General features: G+C 75.4%; 16 protein-coding genes. 4 read left to right on the forward strand and 12 right to left on the reverse strand.

Annotated features, from left to right (window positions below):
- On the reverse strand, positions 1–969 hold a 969-nt coding region (locus tag LPU61_RS18255; RefSeq protein ID WP_229405602.1), incomplete at its 3' end, for a HAMP domain-containing protein.
- Between the two features lie 212 nt (positions 970–1181).
- On the opposite strand from LPU61_RS18255, the gene LPU61_RS18260 reads away from it, so the two are divergent.
- Positions 1182–3263: a SpoIIE family protein phosphatase gene (locus tag LPU61_RS18260; RefSeq protein ID WP_043961315.1), complete on the forward strand. Its 2082-nt coding sequence runs from the start codon at positions 1182–1184 to the stop codon at positions 3261–3263.
- 274 nt (positions 3264–3537) lie between these two features.
- On the opposite strand, the gene LPU61_RS18265 is transcribed toward LPU61_RS18260, so the two are convergent.
- A complete protein-coding gene (locus LPU61_RS18265) occupies positions 3538–4896 on the reverse strand; it encodes an FAD-binding oxidoreductase (RefSeq protein WP_043961314.1) in 1359 nt (452 codons plus the stop codon).
- A 110-nt stretch (positions 4897–5006) separates the two neighbouring features.
- Between LPU61_RS18265 and LPU61_RS18270 the strand changes: the two genes are divergently transcribed.
- Positions 5007–7103 (forward strand): S9 family peptidase, encoded by a 2097-nt coding sequence (locus LPU61_RS18270; protein ID WP_229405603.1) that lies wholly within the window; start codon positions 5007–5009, stop codon positions 7101–7103.
- Positions 7104–7112: 9 nt separating this feature from the next.
- Here LPU61_RS18270 and LPU61_RS18275 read toward each other — a convergent pair whose 3' ends face one another.
- Genes LPU61_RS18275 through LPU61_RS18305 form a run of 7 tightly spaced genes read right to left on the reverse strand, consistent with a single transcriptional unit; the run spans position 7113 to position 11982 of the window.
- Positions 7113–8060, reverse strand: coding sequence for a threonine/serine dehydratase (locus LPU61_RS18275; RefSeq protein WP_229405604.1), 948 nt, complete (start codon positions 8058–8060; stop codon positions 7113–7115).
- Between the two features lie 14 nt (positions 8061–8074).
- On the reverse strand, positions 8075–9538 hold the full coding sequence (locus LPU61_RS18280; protein WP_229405605.1) for an FtsX-like permease family protein: 1464 nt from the start codon (positions 9536–9538) through the stop codon (positions 8075–8077).
- Complete coding sequence (locus LPU61_RS18285) at positions 9535–10308, reverse strand: ABC transporter ATP-binding protein (protein ID WP_229405606.1); 774 nt, start codon at positions 10306–10308, stop codon at positions 9535–9537. Before LPU61_RS18285 ends, LPU61_RS18280 begins: the two co-directional genes overlap by 4 nt.
- Positions 10305–10841, reverse strand: a complete 537-nt coding sequence (locus tag LPU61_RS18290; RefSeq protein WP_229405607.1) for a PadR family transcriptional regulator — start codon at positions 10839–10841, stop codon at positions 10305–10307. The genes LPU61_RS18285 and LPU61_RS18290 overlap by 4 nt, the downstream gene beginning before the upstream one ends.
- 12 nt (positions 10842–10853) lie before the next feature.
- Complete coding sequence (locus LPU61_RS18295) at positions 10854–11090, reverse strand: Txe/YoeB family addiction module toxin (RefSeq protein ID WP_229405608.1); 237 nt, start codon at positions 11088–11090, stop codon at positions 10854–10856.
- On the reverse strand, positions 11087–11371 hold the full coding sequence (locus LPU61_RS18300) for a type II toxin-antitoxin system Phd/YefM family antitoxin (RefSeq protein WP_043961302.1): 285 nt from the start codon (positions 11369–11371) through the stop codon (positions 11087–11089). Before LPU61_RS18300 ends, LPU61_RS18295 begins: the two co-directional genes overlap by 4 nt.
- 41 nt (positions 11372–11412) lie before the next feature.
- The gene (locus tag LPU61_RS18305) at positions 11413–11982 is read right to left on the reverse strand and encodes a TIGR03086 family metal-binding protein (RefSeq protein WP_043961298.1); all 570 of its coding nucleotides are present in this window, start codon (positions 11980–11982) and stop codon (positions 11413–11415) included.
- Between the two features lie 32 nt (positions 11983–12014).
- On the opposite strand from LPU61_RS18305, the gene LPU61_RS18310 reads away from it, so the two are divergent.
- Positions 12015–12965, forward strand: coding sequence for a helix-turn-helix domain-containing protein (locus LPU61_RS18310; protein ID WP_043961297.1), 951 nt, complete (start codon positions 12015–12017; stop codon positions 12963–12965).
- A 31-nt stretch (positions 12966–12996) separates the two neighbouring features.
- On the opposite strand, the gene LPU61_RS18315 is transcribed toward LPU61_RS18310, so the two are convergent.
- Together LPU61_RS18315 and LPU61_RS18320 are read right to left on the reverse strand one after the other, a co-directional pair.
- The gene (locus LPU61_RS18315) at positions 12997–13188 is read right to left on the reverse strand and encodes a DUF397 domain-containing protein (protein ID WP_043961296.1); all 192 of its coding nucleotides are present in this window, start codon (positions 13186–13188) and stop codon (positions 12997–12999) included.
- On the reverse strand, positions 13179–13469 hold the full coding sequence (locus tag LPU61_RS18320; RefSeq protein ID WP_229405609.1) for a Scr1 family TA system antitoxin-like transcriptional regulator: 291 nt from the start codon (positions 13467–13469) through the stop codon (positions 13179–13181). Before LPU61_RS18320 ends, LPU61_RS18315 begins: the two co-directional genes overlap by 10 nt.
- Positions 13470–13615: 146 nt before the next feature.
- On the opposite strand from LPU61_RS18320, the gene LPU61_RS18325 reads away from it, so the two are divergent.
- The gene (locus LPU61_RS18325; RefSeq protein ID WP_043961295.1) at positions 13616–13846 is read left to right on the forward strand and encodes a hypothetical protein; all 231 of its coding nucleotides are present in this window, start codon (positions 13616–13618) and stop codon (positions 13844–13846) included.
- 52 nt (positions 13847–13898) lie between these two features.
- Here the strand turns inward: LPU61_RS18325 and LPU61_RS18330 are convergent, their stop codons facing one another.
- Positions 13899–15440 carry a SpoIIE family protein phosphatase gene (locus tag LPU61_RS18330; RefSeq protein WP_043961294.1) on the reverse strand — a complete coding sequence of 514 codons (1542 nt, stop codon included), beginning with the start codon at positions 15438–15440 and terminating at the stop codon, positions 13899–13901.
- Between the last annotated feature and the right edge of the window lie 2 nt (positions 15441–15442).

Consider the following 15442-nt stretch of genomic DNA (forward strand, 5'->3'; position numbering starts at 1 on the left):
GGCGACGGTGATCTTCTGCGACAGGTCGCCCCGGGCGACGGCCGTCGAGACCTGGGCGATGTTGCGCACCTGCGCCGTCAGGTTCGACGCCATCGAGTTGACGCTGTCGGTGAGGTCCTTCCAGGTGCCGGCGACGTTCGGCACGTCGGCCTGGCCGCCCAGCTTGCCCTCCGTGCCCACCTCGCGCGCCACCCGGGTCACCTGCTCGGCGAAGAGGCGCAGCGTGTCGGTGAGCGAGTTCATCGTGTCGGCCAGCTCGGCGACCTCGCCGCGCGCCCCGACCGTGATCTTCTGCGACAGGTCGCCCCGGGCCACCGCCGTCGCCACCTGGGAGATCGACCGCACCTGGCCGGTCAGGTTCGACGCCATGGTGTTCACCGAGTCGGTGAGGTCCTTCCAGGTGCCGGCCACCCCGCGCACGTCGGCCTGGCCGCCGAGCTTGCCCTCGGTGCCCACCTCCCGGGCCACCCGGGTCACCTCGTTGGAGAACGACGAGAGCTGGTCGACCATGGTGTTGACCGTGCGGCCGATCCGCAGGTACTCGCCGCGCAGGGGGCGGCCGTCGATCTCCAGCGCCATGTGCTGCGAGAGGTCGCCGTCGGCCACCGCCACGATCACCCGGGCGATCTCGGTGGTCGGCCGGCCCAGGCCGTCGATCAGCGAGTTGACGGCCCGCTGGTCCTCCGCCCAGGAACCCTCCAGCCCCTCCTCCTCCAGGCGCTCGTTGAGCCGGCCGTCCCGGCCGACGACCCGGCTGATCCGCAGCAGGTCGCGGTGCTGCCGCTCCTGGAGGGCCACCACCTCGTTGAAGGCGTCCGCCACCTCGCCGGCCGCGCCCGCCCGGGGCCGCAGCCGCACCTTCAGGTCACCCCCGCGCACGCGCCGCAGCGCCTCCGCCAGCTCGCCGAGCAGAGCGGCCTGGTCCGGCGCGGACGGGTCCGCGGCTACCGGGTGTTTCGCCGTGGTCATCGCATTCCTCGCTGAGTTCCGGGGGCCGCCGGCGCCCGTCGAACGCACCGGCCGTTCCCTCATTGTGCCCGGCTGGGCTCCGGGGACGCGCCGCCCGCCGGCCCGCCACGCCCGGCCGTACCGCCGCCGACGGGACGCCGGCCCGCCCGGCACGGCGGGCCGACCGCCGGATCAGCTTGGCGCGGGGCCGGGCGGCGGTGGAGGATACGGAGGTGTCAGCGGAGGCGGGGCCGGCGGCCTTCGACGGTCCGGACGAGCGCGTCCGGCGGGTCCGGCTGCCCGCCGACCGGCGCACACCTGCCGCCGCCCGCGCCCTGGTCCGGTCCGTGCTCGCCGCCGCGCGCCTCGACGACCTGCTCAACGAGGCCCTGCTGCTCACCACCGAGCTGACCACCAACGCCGTCGAGCACGCCCGCACCGAACTGGACATCGAGGTCGTCGGCGACGACGTCGGCCTCACCGTGACGGTCTCCGACTTCGCCGCCGGATCCGTCGACGAGCTGACCGTCGGCGTACGCAACGACACCTCGGAGATCAACGAGGTGTCCGAGCGGGGCCGGGGGCTGCTGCTGGTGGACCACTTCGCCAGTCGGTGGGGCACGACCTACCTGCCCACCGGCAAGGGGGTGTGGTTCCGGCTGGACCGCTCCGGTGCCGCCGACGGGCAGTCGGTCGCCGCCGGCCCCCAGGCCGGTGCCGCCGGGGGCACGCCGATGTCGACCGCAGGCGGGGAGCACGCGGGGCCCAGCGCCGGGGCGATGAGCGAGCTGATGCAGACCGCCCCCGACCAGTACGCCGACGACCCGCTGCCGGACTTCGCCACCGACCTGCTCACCCGGCTCGCCGAGATGGTCGGCGCGGCCGGTGGCCTCGTCCGCCTCGACCGCGGCGACGGGCTGGGCCGGCAGGTGCTGGCCCGCTACGGCCGCACCCCCCGCGCCGGCAACGAGCTGCTGCGGGTGCCGCTGGCGGTGCACCGGCCGTACACCGGGGAGCTGGAGCTGGACGCGGCCCCCTCGACGTACGCGCGGCCGCTCGCGGTGCTGACCGCCGAACGGCTCTCGCTGCACCTGGAGAACGACCGGCTGCGCCGGGCCGACGTACGCCGGCAGGCCTGGCTGACGTTCCTGGCCGAGGCGGGTGAGCTGCTCGCCCAGTCCCTCGACGTCGAGCTGACGATGGTGCTGATCCCGCAGCTCGTCGTGCCCCGCCTCGGCCAGTGGTGCGCGGTGCACACGGCCGACGAGTGGGGGCGGCTGCGACTCGCGGCCGCCACCCACGCCGACGAGTCGGTGCTGCCGCAGCTGCACAAGGTGCTCCGCGAGACAGGCACGGACTCGGTGCAGTCCCGGCTGCGCGAGGCGTCCCGGATCGGGTCGCAGGTGCCGCTGGGCGGGCCGATGGAGGGCTTCGCCGTCCCGCTGGTGGCGCGCGGGCAGCGGCTGGGCACCCTCGCGGTGGGCCGCCACCAGCGGCACCGGCACGACCCCGACGAGGTGGCCGTGCTGGAGGACGTGGCCCGGCGGGCAGCCCTGGCCATCGAGAACGCCCGCATCCACGCCGAGCGGCGGCGGGTGGCGCAGACGCTCCAGCGGTCGCTGCTGCCACCGGTCCTGCCGGTCGTCGACGGCATCGGCTTCGCCGCCGAGTACGTGCCGACCGGCGACGACGCCGAGGTGGGTGGCGACTTCTACGACGTGCTCCCCCTGCCCGACGGGCGCTGGCTCGTGGTGGTCGGCGACGTGTCCGGCAAGGGGGTCGAGGCGGCGGCCGTCACCGGGCTGGTCCGGGACGTCATCCGGGTGCTGGTCAGCGACGGCAAGCCGCTGCCGGAGGCGCTGGTCCGGCTCAACAACACGCTGGTCGAGCGCGGCGGCGGGCGCTACTGCACGCTCGCGCTGGCGGCCGTCGGGCCGGGCGAGGGCGACCAGCTCGACGTGTCCCTGCACCTCGCCGGCCACGACCGCCCGGTGCTGCTGCGCGCCGGCGACGGGGCCGCGTTCGTCGGGGCCGGCGGCACCGCGCTCGGCCTGCTCGACGCGATCGCCTCCCCGGCCGTCGAGCTGACCCTGGCCCCCGGCGACTCGCTGATCTTCTACACGGACGGGGTGACCGAGCGTCGGCGCGGCCGGGAGCTGTTCGGCACGGAGCGGCTGCGGGAGTCCGCCGCGCCGCTGGCCGGATACTCGGCCGACGTGGTGGCCGCCCGGCTGCGGTCGACAGCGATCGGGTTCTCGGCCGAGACGCCCCGCGACGACATCGCGATCCTCGTGCTGCGCAACGACCGCCGCTGACGCCCCGCCCACCGGGCTGGCCCGCACCGGGTGCCGGGTCCCCGCGCGGAGGGTCGGGCCGCGCGAGGCGGGTCCACGCCGGGGCCGGGCCCATGCCGGGGCCGGGCCTGGGCTGCGCGGGGCGCGTCGGCGCTGCATGTCGGCGACATCGCGGTATCCCCGGCGTGGGATACCCCCATGTCGCCGACATGGCGACCCGGCCCGGCGGCCGACAGCCGGCACCGGCGACCGCGCAGGGGCGCGCGGGCGCGCGGGCGCGGGCGCGCAGGTGGTGTCAGAGGCCGCCGGGGAGGCGGCCCGGGGCGAGCCGCTGGTGCGGGTCCAGGTATTCCTTCGCCGCCCGCAGCCGGGGCAGCGAGGCCAGCTCGCCCCACAGGTCGACGGCCTCCCGCACCGGAGGTGGCGCGGCGACCACCACGCACCGGCCCCGCCGGGCGAGCAGGACGGCGCGCACCCCGGCGACGATGGACGCCACCCGATCGACGGGCAGGGTGCCGGGCAGGGCGGCGTGCAGCACCCCCTGACCGGCCGAGCCGCGCACCGGCACCGGGCCGCCGGCCGCGTCGCGCAGCGCGTAGGCGGCGGCGTGCAGGTTGCCGACCGGCACCTCGATGCGCAGCGCGGTCTCGCCGGGGCCGAACGGATAGCGCCGCCACCACTGCGGTGCCGAGTGCCCGATCTTGGCCTCGTCGCCGAACAGTCCGCGCAGGCCGTCGGCGCGTTCGGCGACGTCGGCGGGGTCGCCCTCCAGCAGCACGGTCAGGCTGCCCGCGCCGGCCGGGGTCACCGTACGCCGGAACATGGAGGGGTGGCGGGCCCGGGCCAGGGCCTCCGGGGCGTCGGGGTGCAGCGGCGGGCGCGCCCGGTTGGCGCGGGCCGGCAGGTCCAGCTCCACGGCCGCCGCGTCGAGCCGGGCGGCGAGCACCTCCCGGACCAGGCCGTCGACCTCCAACGGGCTCCACACCGGACGGGTGACCCAGGCCTGGCTGGCCGGCACCGGCTGCACCCGCAGGGTGGCGGAGAGGAGCACGCCGAGGCCGCCCTGCGACCCGCACAGCAGCCGGGCCAGCTCCAGGCCGGGTGCGCCGCCGCCGGCACTGATCAGCTCGCCGGCGGCGTCCAGGTAGCGCACGCCGACCAGTTGCTCGCAGGGGCCGCCGTGGCGGTGCCGCAGCGGGCCGGACTCGTCGGCGGCCAGCACCCCGCCGACGGTGGCCCCGGGCGAGGGCGCGTCGAGGGCCAGCCGCAGCCCCGCCCGTTCGAGGGTGGCCTGGGCGGCCCGCAGCGGGGTGCCCGCGCCGATCTCGACCACGCCGCCGTCGGCCGGCCGGTGGCAGATGCCGGCCAGCCGCCCGGTGTCGAGCATGATGTCGACGTGTGCGGGGGCGACCCCCCAGTCGATCTTCGTGCCGGCGCCGCGGGGCACCACCGTCAGGTCGTGGGCGGCGGCCAGCCGCAGCACCTCGGCAGCGGCCTGCGGGGCACCGGGCACGGCCACCCACCGGGCCTGTGCGCCGGCGACCTCGTCGGCCGCCCCCGCGAACCGCGCGAAGGGCGGGCCGCAGATCTCCGCCAGCCGTCGGGTGATGTCCACTGCACCGGACCGATCGATGGACCCCGCTGCTGTCGCCATGGCCGCAATCGTACATGTGTTCGAACACCCGGTCGCGCCACCGCGCCGGTGCCGGGCGTCGATCTCGCCGGGCGGGTGCCGGGGTCCCGACGGACGGTAACCTGACCGGCGTGACCACCGAGACTCCCGTGCCCGTCGCCAAGCGGGTCCCCAGCGAGCGCACCCACCACGGCGACACCGTCGTCGACGAGTACGCCTGGCTGGCCGCCAAGGACGACCCGGAGACGATCGCCCACCTGACGGCGGAGAACGCGCACACCGAGGCGCGCACCGCGCACCTGGCGGAGCTGCGGAACACCCTGTTCGAGGAGACGCGCCGGCGCACCCAGGAGACCGACCTGTCGGTGCCGACCCGCAAGGGTGACCACTGGTACTACACGCGCACGGTCGAGGGCCAGCAGTACGGCGTGCACTGCCGCCGCGCGGTCCGCGACGGCGAGACCGACCCGCCGGTCAGCGTGGACGGTGCCCCGCTCGACGGCGAGGAGGTGCTGCTCGACGGCAACCTGCTCGCCGAGGGGCACGACTTCTTCTCCCTCGGCGCGTTCGACGTGAGCCCCGACGGGCGCTGGCTGGCCTACTCGACGGACTTCAGCGGCGACGAGCGGTTCACGCTGCGGGTGAAGGACCTGACCACCGGCGAGGTGCTGGCCGACGAGGTGCCGGGCACGTTCTACGGCACGGCCTGGTCCGCCGACGCCTCGGTGCTGTTCTACGTCACCGTCGACGACGCCTGGCGGCCCCACCGGGTGTGGCGGCACCGGATCGGCACCCCGTCCACCGAGGACGTGGTGGTCCACCAGGAGGACGACGAGCGGTTCTGGGTCGGCGTCGAGCTGACCCGGTCGGAGAAGTTCGTCCTGATCGACATCCACAGCAAGATCACCAGTGAGGTGCTGGTCATCCCCGCCGGCAACCCCACCGGCGAGCCGGCGTCCGTCGCGCCCCGTCGGCAGGGCGTGGAATACAGCGTCGAGCACCACGGGCACCGCTTCCTGATCCTGCACAACGACGACGCCGAGGACTTCGCGCTCGCGTACACCTCGGCGGACGCGCCCGGCGACTGGGTCCCGCTGATCCCGCACACCCCCGGGACCCGGCTGGAGTCGGTCGACGCGTTCGCCGACCACCTGGTCGTGTCGCTGCGCACCAACGGGCTGACCGGGCTGCGGGTGCTGCCGGTCGGCGGCGGCGACGGTCACGACATCGACTTCCCCGAGCCGCTCTACAGCGTCGGGCTGGACAGCAACCCGGAATACCGCACCCGGCAGGTCCGGTTGCGCTACGCCTCGCTCGTCGCCCCCGAGTCGGTGTACGACTACGACCTGGTCACCCGGGAGCTGACCCTGCGCCGCCGCAAGCCGGTCCTGCCCGGCCCGGACGGTCGCGAGTACGACCCGGCCGACTACGAGCAGCACCGGGACTGGGCGCTCGCCGACGACGGCACGCGCGTGCCGATCTCGCTGGTCTGCCGGGCCGGCACCCCCCGCGACGGCTCCGCCGGCTGCGTCATCTACGGCTACGGCTCGTACGAGGCGAGCATGGACCCGTGGTTCTCCGTCGCCCGGCTCTCCCTGCTGGACCGGGGCGTGGTCTTCGCCGTCGCGCACGTGCGGGGCGGCGGCGAGCTGGGCCGGCGCTGGTACGACCAGGGCAAGATGCTGGCCAAGAAGAACACGTTCACCGACTTCGTGGCCTGCGCCCGGCACCTGGTCAAGTCGGGCTGGACATCGGCCGACCGGCTGGTGGCCCGGGGCGCGTCGGCCGGCGGCCTGCTGATGGGCGCGGTGGCCAACCTCGCGCCGGACGCGTTCGCGGGCGTCGTCGCGCAGGTGCCCTTCGTGGACCCGCTCACCTCGATCCTCGACCCGTCGCTGCCGCTGACCGTCACCGAGTGGGAGGAGTGGGGCAACCCCCTCGACGACCCCGAGGTCTACGCGTACATGAAGTCCTACGCGCCGTACGAGAACGTGGCGGCGGTCGACTACCCGGCGATCCTCGCGGTGACCAGCCTCAACGACACCCGGGTGCTCTACCACGAGCCGGCCAAGTGGATCGCCCGGCTGCGGGCGGTCGCCCCGCAGGGCGACTACCTGCTCAAGACGGAGATGGGCGCCGGGCACGGCGGCCCCAGCGGCCGGTACGACTCGTGGCGCGAGGAGGCGTTCGTCAACGCCTGGATCCTCGACCGCCTCGGCGCGGCCTGAAGGAGCGGCTCAGGCGGTGGTGACCAGCTCGGCGAGGACCTGCGGGTCGGCGTTGCCGCCGGTCACCACCGCGACCGTACGCCCCGGCGGCAGCTCGTCCGCGCGGAACAGCCGGGCGGCCGTGGCCACCGCGCCGCTGGGCTCGACGACCAGTCGGGCCTCGCGGATCAGGCGACCGGCGGCGGCCCGGATCTCCTCCTCGGTCACCGTGACGATGCCGTCGAGGCGGTCCCGCAGGTGGGCCAGCGTCAGCTCCGACAGGTTGGTGCGCAGCCCGTCCGCGCAGGTGCGGTAGGTCAGCTCCACGTCCCAGGTGACCACCCGCCCGGCGGCGAGCGAGTCCCGTGCGTCGGCGGCGAGCAGCGGTTCGACGCCGTACACGGCGGCCGACGGGCGCAGCGCCCTGACCGCCGTGGCGACCCCGGAGGCGAGGCCGCCGCCGCCGACGGGCACCAGCACCACGTCGACGTCGGGCAGGTCGGCGACGATCTCCGCCCCGACGGTGCCCTGGCCGGCGATGATCCGCCGGTCGTCGAACGGCGGCACCAGGGTCGCCCCGGTCTCGGCGACGATCCGCTGGGCCTCCGCCAGCCGCCGGGCCGGCGGGACGAGCAGCACCTCCGCCCCGAACGCCCGCATCCGGGCGACCTTCACCTCCGGCGCGCCGTCGGGCACCACCACCGTGCACGGCACGCCGGCGGCCCGCGCCGCGTACGCGAGGGCCTGGCCGTGGTTGCCGGACGAGTGGGTGACCACCCCCCGGGCCCGCGCGTCGGGGTCGAGCCGGGCGACCGCGTGGGTGGCCCCGCGCAGCTTGAACGACCCGACCGGCTGCAGGCTCTCCGGCTTCAGCCACAGCCCGTCGTCCCACGGCGCGGCCAGCAGCGGCGTGCGCAGGACGGTCGGCGCGATGTCGGCGGCGGCGGCCCGGATGTCGTCGAGCGTCACGAGGTCCACGGGGCCATCCTGCCTCAGGTCGCCCGCAGCTCCTCGACGGTGGTGGTGCTGGCCCGCAGGAAGAGCAGCCCGACCGCGACGGTGAGGGCCACCGCGGCGACCGCGCCGGCCCCGACCAGGGCCAGCTGCTCCAGGGGTACGCCGGGCATGACGTACCGTTTCGCTCCGTCGACCGTGGAGGTGGACACCGGGCCCGCGAGGAACCGGCCGAGCAGCAGGCCCACGGTCAGGGCGAGCAGCACCGCCGGCACCACCGGGGCGAGCGCCTGCCAGGCGACCGACCGGCCCAGCACGCCCCGGGGCACGCCCTGGGCGACCAGCGCCGCGTACGCCCGGCGGCGGGCCACGATCCCCTCCACCAGCGCGACCAGCAGCCCACCGGCGGCGATCGTGACGGCCACGGCGACGGCGAGGTCCACCAGCCCGATCGTGTCCAGGTAGAACGTGTCCCCCCAGGGGATGTCGCCGAACGAGCGTGCCTCGGCCAGCTCGGCGTCGTACCGGGCCTGGAAGTAGGCCCGGTGGGCCGCCGCGCCCCCGCCGAACAGCACGGCGGCCAGCAGCGCGGCGAAGGTGCGGCTGCCGGCCCACGGGTCTGCGACGAGCCGGCGGGCCGCCAGCAGCGCCGCCGGCCCCCGGGCGAGACGGTGCAGCAGCCGGCCGGCGGCGTACGAGAACCAGCCCGCCGCGAGCACCGTTCCGACCAGGGCGGCGAGCCCTCCGACGGCGACCAGGATCGGCAGGTACGGCAGCGGTGCCTGCACCTCGTGGCGCTCCAGCCAGCGCAGCAGCGGGCCGTAGCCGCCGACCGCCGCCGGACCGGCCGGGACGAGCAGCGCGAACCAGGGGCGGGGCGGGCGGTCCCGTCGGGCACGACGGACCACGCCGAACGGGGTGGTGACGACCCGACGCAGCAGCAGCGCGGTGGCCGCCGCCGCGACGGCGGGCAGCCCGAGCACCACGGCCGCCAGCGCGACGGGCGACGGCAGCACGTCCGTGGGCAACGCGAGCCGGCCGTCCGCGTCGGGCCGGTCGAGCAGCTCGCGGGCGACCAGGAAGACCAGCAGGCCGACCACGGTGCCGAGCAGGCTGGCCACCCCGGTCTCCAACGCCGCCAGCCGGGTCACCTGGCCGGGGGTCGCGCCGGCCAGCCGGAGGGCGGCCAACCGGCGGTCGCGGGCCGGCGCGCCGAGGCGGGCGCACTGCCCGGCCAGCGCCAGCACCGGCAGGGCGAGCAGCAGCAACGCGAAGGCCGTGCCGCCGCGCAGCCCCGGCTCGCGCAGCAGCGCCTCCGAATACTGCTGGGACCAGCGGACCCCGTTGTCGTCGGTGGCCGGCGGCGTCGGGATGGCCAGCACGGTCAGCGCGGCCAGCCCGGCGAGGGTGGCCAGGGCGGCGCTGAACGCGGTCAGCACCACCCGGACGGTGTCGGTGCGGGTGCCGGCGAGGGCCAGCCGGCCCAGGGCGCCGGGCCTCACCGCGCCCCACCCGCGGGCGCTCCGCCAGCCGGTGCCTCGCCCGCCGGTGCCCCGGCGGCGAGCAGCCCCAGACCGGGCCCGCCCGCCGCCGGCAGGTCGAGCCCCAGGCCGGCCCCGTCCACCTCGCCGTCGCGGAGGATCACCTCGCGGTCGGCGTACCCGGCGATGCGCGGCTCGTGGGTGACCAGCACGACCGACGTACGCTGCTCGCGGGCCAGCCGGACCAGCTGGGTGAGCACCTGCTCGCCGGCCAGCGTGTCGAGCGCGCCGGTCGGCTCGTCGGCGAAGATCACCCGGGGTTCGGTGACCAGTGCGCGAGCCAGCGCGCAGCGCTGCTGCTGCCCGCCGGACAGCTCGCCCGGCCGGGCGTCGGCCAGGTCCGCCACGCCCAGCCGGTCCAGCCAGGCCGTCGCCACCGTCCGCCCTGCTCGCCGCCCCGTGCCGGCGAGCAGGAGCGGAAGGGCGACGTTCTCCGCCACGGTCAGCTCGGGCACGAGCTGGCCGAACTGGAACAGCACCCCGAACTCGGTGCGCCGCAGCTTCGACCGGGCCGCCTCGGACCAGGTGTCGATCCGCTCGCCCCGCCAGAAGACCTGGCCGGCGTCCGGGCGCAGGATGCCGGCCAGGCAGTGCAGCAGGGTGGACTTGCCGCAGCCGCTCGGGCCGGTCACCGCGACGATCTCCCCCTCGGCGACGTCGAGGGTGATCCCGCGCAGCGCGGGTGTCGGCCCGTACGCCTTCACCACGCCGCGAGCCTGAAGTTCCGTCACGAGTGCACCTCCCGGTGCCAGTCGGCGACCCGCTCCAGGGTGGTGTGCAGCCACCTCAGGTCGGCGTCGAGGTGGGCGATGGCGTAGTCGGCCGCGACGACGTCGTCGAGGCTGGCCGACGGGTCCGTCTTGACGGCGGTCAGCTCGCGCAGCCGTTCGGTGTGCGCCCGGCGCTGCGCGACGAGATACGACCGGACGTGGCCGGTGTCGGCGACCAGGAGTGCCACCACCACCTTGGCGAAGAGCGTGCTGGCCACGTACGGCATAGGCGGCTCGACCTCGGCGAGCCAGGCGGCCAGGGCGTCGCGTCCGGCGGGGGTGAGCGCGTAGGCGGTGCGGTCGGGGCCGGCGTCGCGGTCCTGGCCGGCGGCGGCCACGAGCCCGTCCCGCTCAAGCCGGCCGAGCGTGGCGTAGACCTGCCCGAACGCCAGCGGACGCGCCCGGGGCAGCCGCCGGTCGTGGGCGCGCTTCAGCTCGTACCCGTGCTTGTCGCCCTCGGCGAGCAGGCCGAGCAGCACGTGCGGAGTGGACACCGGATAGACTATTCACTGAGCGAATAGGACCGTCAAGCCGACGATGCGGCAGACCAGGCGGTGCTCCTGATCGATGCGCCTCGACCAGAATCCCGCCCAGTTGCCACGGAGTTGCTCAGGTTTGCCGATGCCCTGGTGTCCGTTGCGGCGGATGTCCTCGATCAGGGTGTTGGCCCGCTTGAGCATCTGACGATCCTGTTGCCAGGCCAGATAGTCCTCCCAGCCCCGGCTGGCGAACTGGACCTTCACGCTGTCGACGCCTCGCCTGGGCTGGCATCGGGGTCGATCAGATCGCGCATCTCCCCGCCCCCGTTGCGCAACTCTTCGACGGCCTCGTTGAGCCGGCGCGCGTTGGCAGGGCTGGCCATCAGGTACGCCGTCTCCTTCAGCGACTCGTACTCACGCAGCGAGATGATGACGGCGGCCTCACGGCCGGAGCGGGTGACCACCACTTCCTCGGCGTCGTTCACGACGTGGTCGAGCATCTTGGCCAGGTTCTGCCGGACTTCCGAGTAGGGGACGGTACGCATGACACCTCCCGAACTTCACGTACAAGACATTGGCTCTCCGGTCAGCTCGGCGACCAGTTGGGGTTTCGGCCCATCCGGGCGACGCCGCGCTCCAGGTCGGTGGCGTTCGGCGGGGCGGTGACCGGGGCGGCGAAGGCGCCCTGCTGCTGGCCCATCTCGCCCATCCGGTCCATGAACCCGTTCAGCGTGGCGATCACGGCCGGCGCGGCGTCGTACGGCTGGCCGGTGGCCCGCGCCAGGTCCCACGCGTGCACGGTCAGGTCGATCAGCGCCATGTCGCCGACGGTCTCCTGCGGCAGGCCCATCCCCGGCGACACGCCCTCCAGCGCGGCCGGGTCGGCCCACGCCGCCACCAGCCGCTCCGTCTCGGCGGCGAACCGGTCCCGCCAGCCGTCGGTGAGGCGGTCGGTCTTGTCCGCCCAGTCCGCCGGCTGCCGGGCGGCCAGCGCCTGGAAGTTGACCACCACCTGGAAGAGATGCCCGAGCAGGTCCCGCACGGTGTAGTCCGCGCACGGGGTCGGCAGGTCGAACTGGTCGCCGGAGATCGCCCGGACCACCGCCACGGCACGCGGCGCGGCATCCGCCAGCAGTTCACTAGTCTTCGTGGTCATAGGGGCAGCGTAGGCAGCCCGGGAGGACAAGCTTGAAGAAATGCGACAGCGGCCCGCGCGCCGACAACCGGGGCATCCTCGACCCCGCACGGCTGCGGCGCGAGGTCCGCTTCCGCCGCCTGCCGCCGGCCCCGGCCCTGCTCCCGTACGTCGAGCACTACTGGCTGGTCGACTGGTGCCTCGACGAGCCGTTCGAGCAGCGCGTGCTGCCGCACCCGGCGGTCAACCTGGTCTTCCGCCGCGACGTGGCGGACGCTGCCGTTTCCGAGTCCGCCGAGGTGGCCGGCGTCGGGCGGGAGCTGTTCCGGATCACCCTCGCCGGCACCGGCCGGGTCAGCGGCGTGCAGTTCCGCCCCGGCGGGTTCCGCCCGTTCTGGCCGGGGCCGGTCGCCGAGCTGACCGGCGAGCGCCGCCCGCTGCCCGCCGGGCTCGTCGCGGGCCGGCACCCCTGCGACGGTACGGACGACGAGCGCGCCGCCGCCCTCGACGCCCTCCTGCTCGCCTGGCACCCCCGCCCCGCCTCGCCGACGGCGACCCCGTCGGCGGCTGACGCTACGGCGAACGGCCTGTCGGCGGCCAGTCCGCCGATGGCCGGCTCACCGGCGACCGGCCTGCCGTCGGTCGACCCGCTCTCGGCGGAGGTGATGACGCTGGCCGGGGAGATCCGCGCCGACCGCAGCGTGCTGCGGGTCGACGACCTGGCCCGCCGGCACGGCACCACCACCCGACGCCTGCAACGGCTGTTCCTCGACCACGTCGGCGTCGGCCCGAAGTGGGTGATCCGGCGGTACCGCATCCAGGAGGCGATCGAGCACGCCGCCAGCGGCGGGCCGGTGGACTGGGCGGCCGTCGCCGCCGACCTCGGGTACGCCGACCAGGCCCACCTGATCCGCGAGTTCGCCGCCGCGACGGGGCTCACCCCGGCCGCGTACGCCCGGTCGCTCAACCGACCGGCGGGAGCCTCGCTCAGCCGACCGGGGTGAAGCGGATCAGCCAGCGGGGGGGTGCAGCGGGTCAGTCGGCCGGGGCGAGCCGGGTGAGGAAGGCCCCCCACGCCGCCGGGGCGAACGCCAGCACCGGGCCGGTGCGGTCCTTCGAGTCGCGCACGACCACCACGCCGGGCAGGTTGCCCGCCACCTCGACGCAGTTGCCGCCCGTGCTGTTGCTGCGGCTGCTGGTGCGCCACCGCGCAGCGCTCAGGTCCATGGTCCCGCCTCCGTGATCTCCGCGATCAGCTCGATCGACCGCTGGTGGGGCAGCGCCTCGCCCCGGATCGACTCCCACACGTCGATCGCCCGGCGCACGTCGGCCGGGCGATCGACGACGTGCCCGCCGAGCTGAGTCTCCACATAGACCATATCCTCGCCGACGGGCGGCGTGGCGATGACGAACGAGCCGTCCAGCCCGGCATACGCCCCCACCGCGAACGGCACCACGTGCAGGATCGCGGCCCGGACGCCCGGACGGCCCGGGCCGCGACCATTCACACAGTAACCGCAGCATCAGCAGAATGTGACCCCAGCGGGCCCGTTCGGGTGTCTTCCCCCGAGATTCCCCGGCCCGGACGGGACCGCGCGGGGGCGTGCCGGGCACGGCGGCACGCCCCCGCACCAGTCGAGGAGGGACAGCCACAGTGGACGAGCGACCCCGGGACCCGGCCCGCGAACACGCGACGCAGGCTCGCGAACGCCCGCCGGCCCGGGAGCATCTGCCGGCCCGGCCGATCTGGCTCTGCCGGGTCTGCGGCGGGCCGTGGCCCTGCTCGCCGGCCCGCCGCCGGCTCCTGCACGAGTACGCCGACGCGCCCGTCACGCTCGCCGTCCACCTCGCCGGGCTGATACTGGAGGCGGGCGACGGGTGTTAGGAAGGGGCCCCTGTACAACAGAAAGCGTTACCAAGGTGCCCTTCCTTGCACGTCACCGGCGGCGGACCGCCACCACCGCCACGTCGTCCTGGATCTCCGTGGGGGCCAGCTCGACCACCAGCCGCTGGCAGAAGCCGTCCAGGTCGTCGTCCACCGTCTCGGCGCAGCGGGCCAGGGCGGCCAGCCCCTCGTCGATGGTGGCGTCCCGCCGCTCGATCAACCCGTCGGTGTAGAGCACCAGCGTCGACCCGGCCGGCAGCACGAACTCCAGGTCGGCGGGGCGGTCCACACGCACGCCGAGCAGCGGCGCGGAGTGCTGGACGTACTCCACCCGGCCGTCGCGGCTGATCAGCGCCGGCAGGTGGCCGGCGCTGGCCAGTCGGACGTGACCGGTGCCGGGGTGCAGTTGCAGCACGCAGATGGTGGCCAGCTCGCCGGGGAGCAGCGTCCGCATCAGCTCGTCGACCCGGGTCAGGATCACGCCGGGCGGGTGCCCCTCGACCGCGTACGCCCGCACCGCGTGCCGCAGCTCGGCCATCACCGTCGCCGCGTGCAGCGAGTGGCCGGCCACGTCGCCGATGGCCACCAACAGCTCGTCGCCGAGCATCACCAGCTCGTAGAAGTCCCCGCCGACCTCGGTCTGCGCGCTGGCCGGCTCGTACCGGACGGCGAGGTCTAGCCCGGCCACCTCGGGCAGCCGGCGCGGCAGCAGGCTGCGTTGCAGGGTCACCGCGATCCGGTGTTCCTCGTCGAGGGTCCGCTGCGCCTCCACGGCCGCCGCGAGGGCCTGGGCGAGCTGGCGCACCACGGGGGCGCCCGGGACCAGGGCCCGGGGCGGCACCGCCACGTAGATCGGGGACCGGTCGGGGCGCAGCCGGGCGACCGCGACGACCAGTTCCGGCTCGCCGGCCCAGTCGTGCACCGCCCACTCGGCCGGGTCCACCTGCTCCCGCAGGATCGCCCCGATCGACACGTCGTCGGTCGGCATGGGCCACGGGCGCACGACGGGCTCCGCGCCGGGGCCGGTGGTGGCGGCGGCGAGCGTGGTGCCGTCCATGGTCTCGGCGAGCACGACGACGGGGGTGCCGAGCATCTCGGCCGCCCCGGCCGCCGCGGCGACCATCAGCCGGGGGAAGGTCGGCGCGGAGTTGACGGCGAGGGTGGTCTCGGCGAGCCGGCTGAGCCGGTCGGCGAGCTGCTCGGCGCGCTGCCGCGCCCGGTAGTAGCGCAGCACCGCGTGGGTGGTGGCGACCAGCTCGTCGGGCTCGATGGGCTCGGCCAGGTAGGCGTCCGCGCCCCGGGTCAGGCCCTGGGCCCGGTCGTTGACGTCGACGGCGTGCGCCGACACGTGGATCACCGGCATCGCCGGGTGGGCCTTCTTGATCTGCTCGCAGACCTCGAACCCGGTCAGGTCGGGCAGCCGGACGTCGAGCACCACCAGGTCGATCGGGTCCACCCCGACCCGGGCCAGGGCCTCGCCGCCGCTCTCCGCCTCCAGCGTCGCGAAGCCGGCCCGGCTCAGCCAGCTCACCAGGAGGTAGCGCTTGGTGCGGCTGTCGTCGACGACCAGCACGGTCCCCTGACCACCGTCCACCG

The sequence above is a fragment of the Micromonospora sp. NBRC 110038 genome (assembly GCF_020884815.1).
Classification (GTDB): Bacteria; Actinomycetota; Actinomycetes; order Mycobacteriales; family Micromonosporaceae; genus Micromonospora; species Micromonospora haikouensis.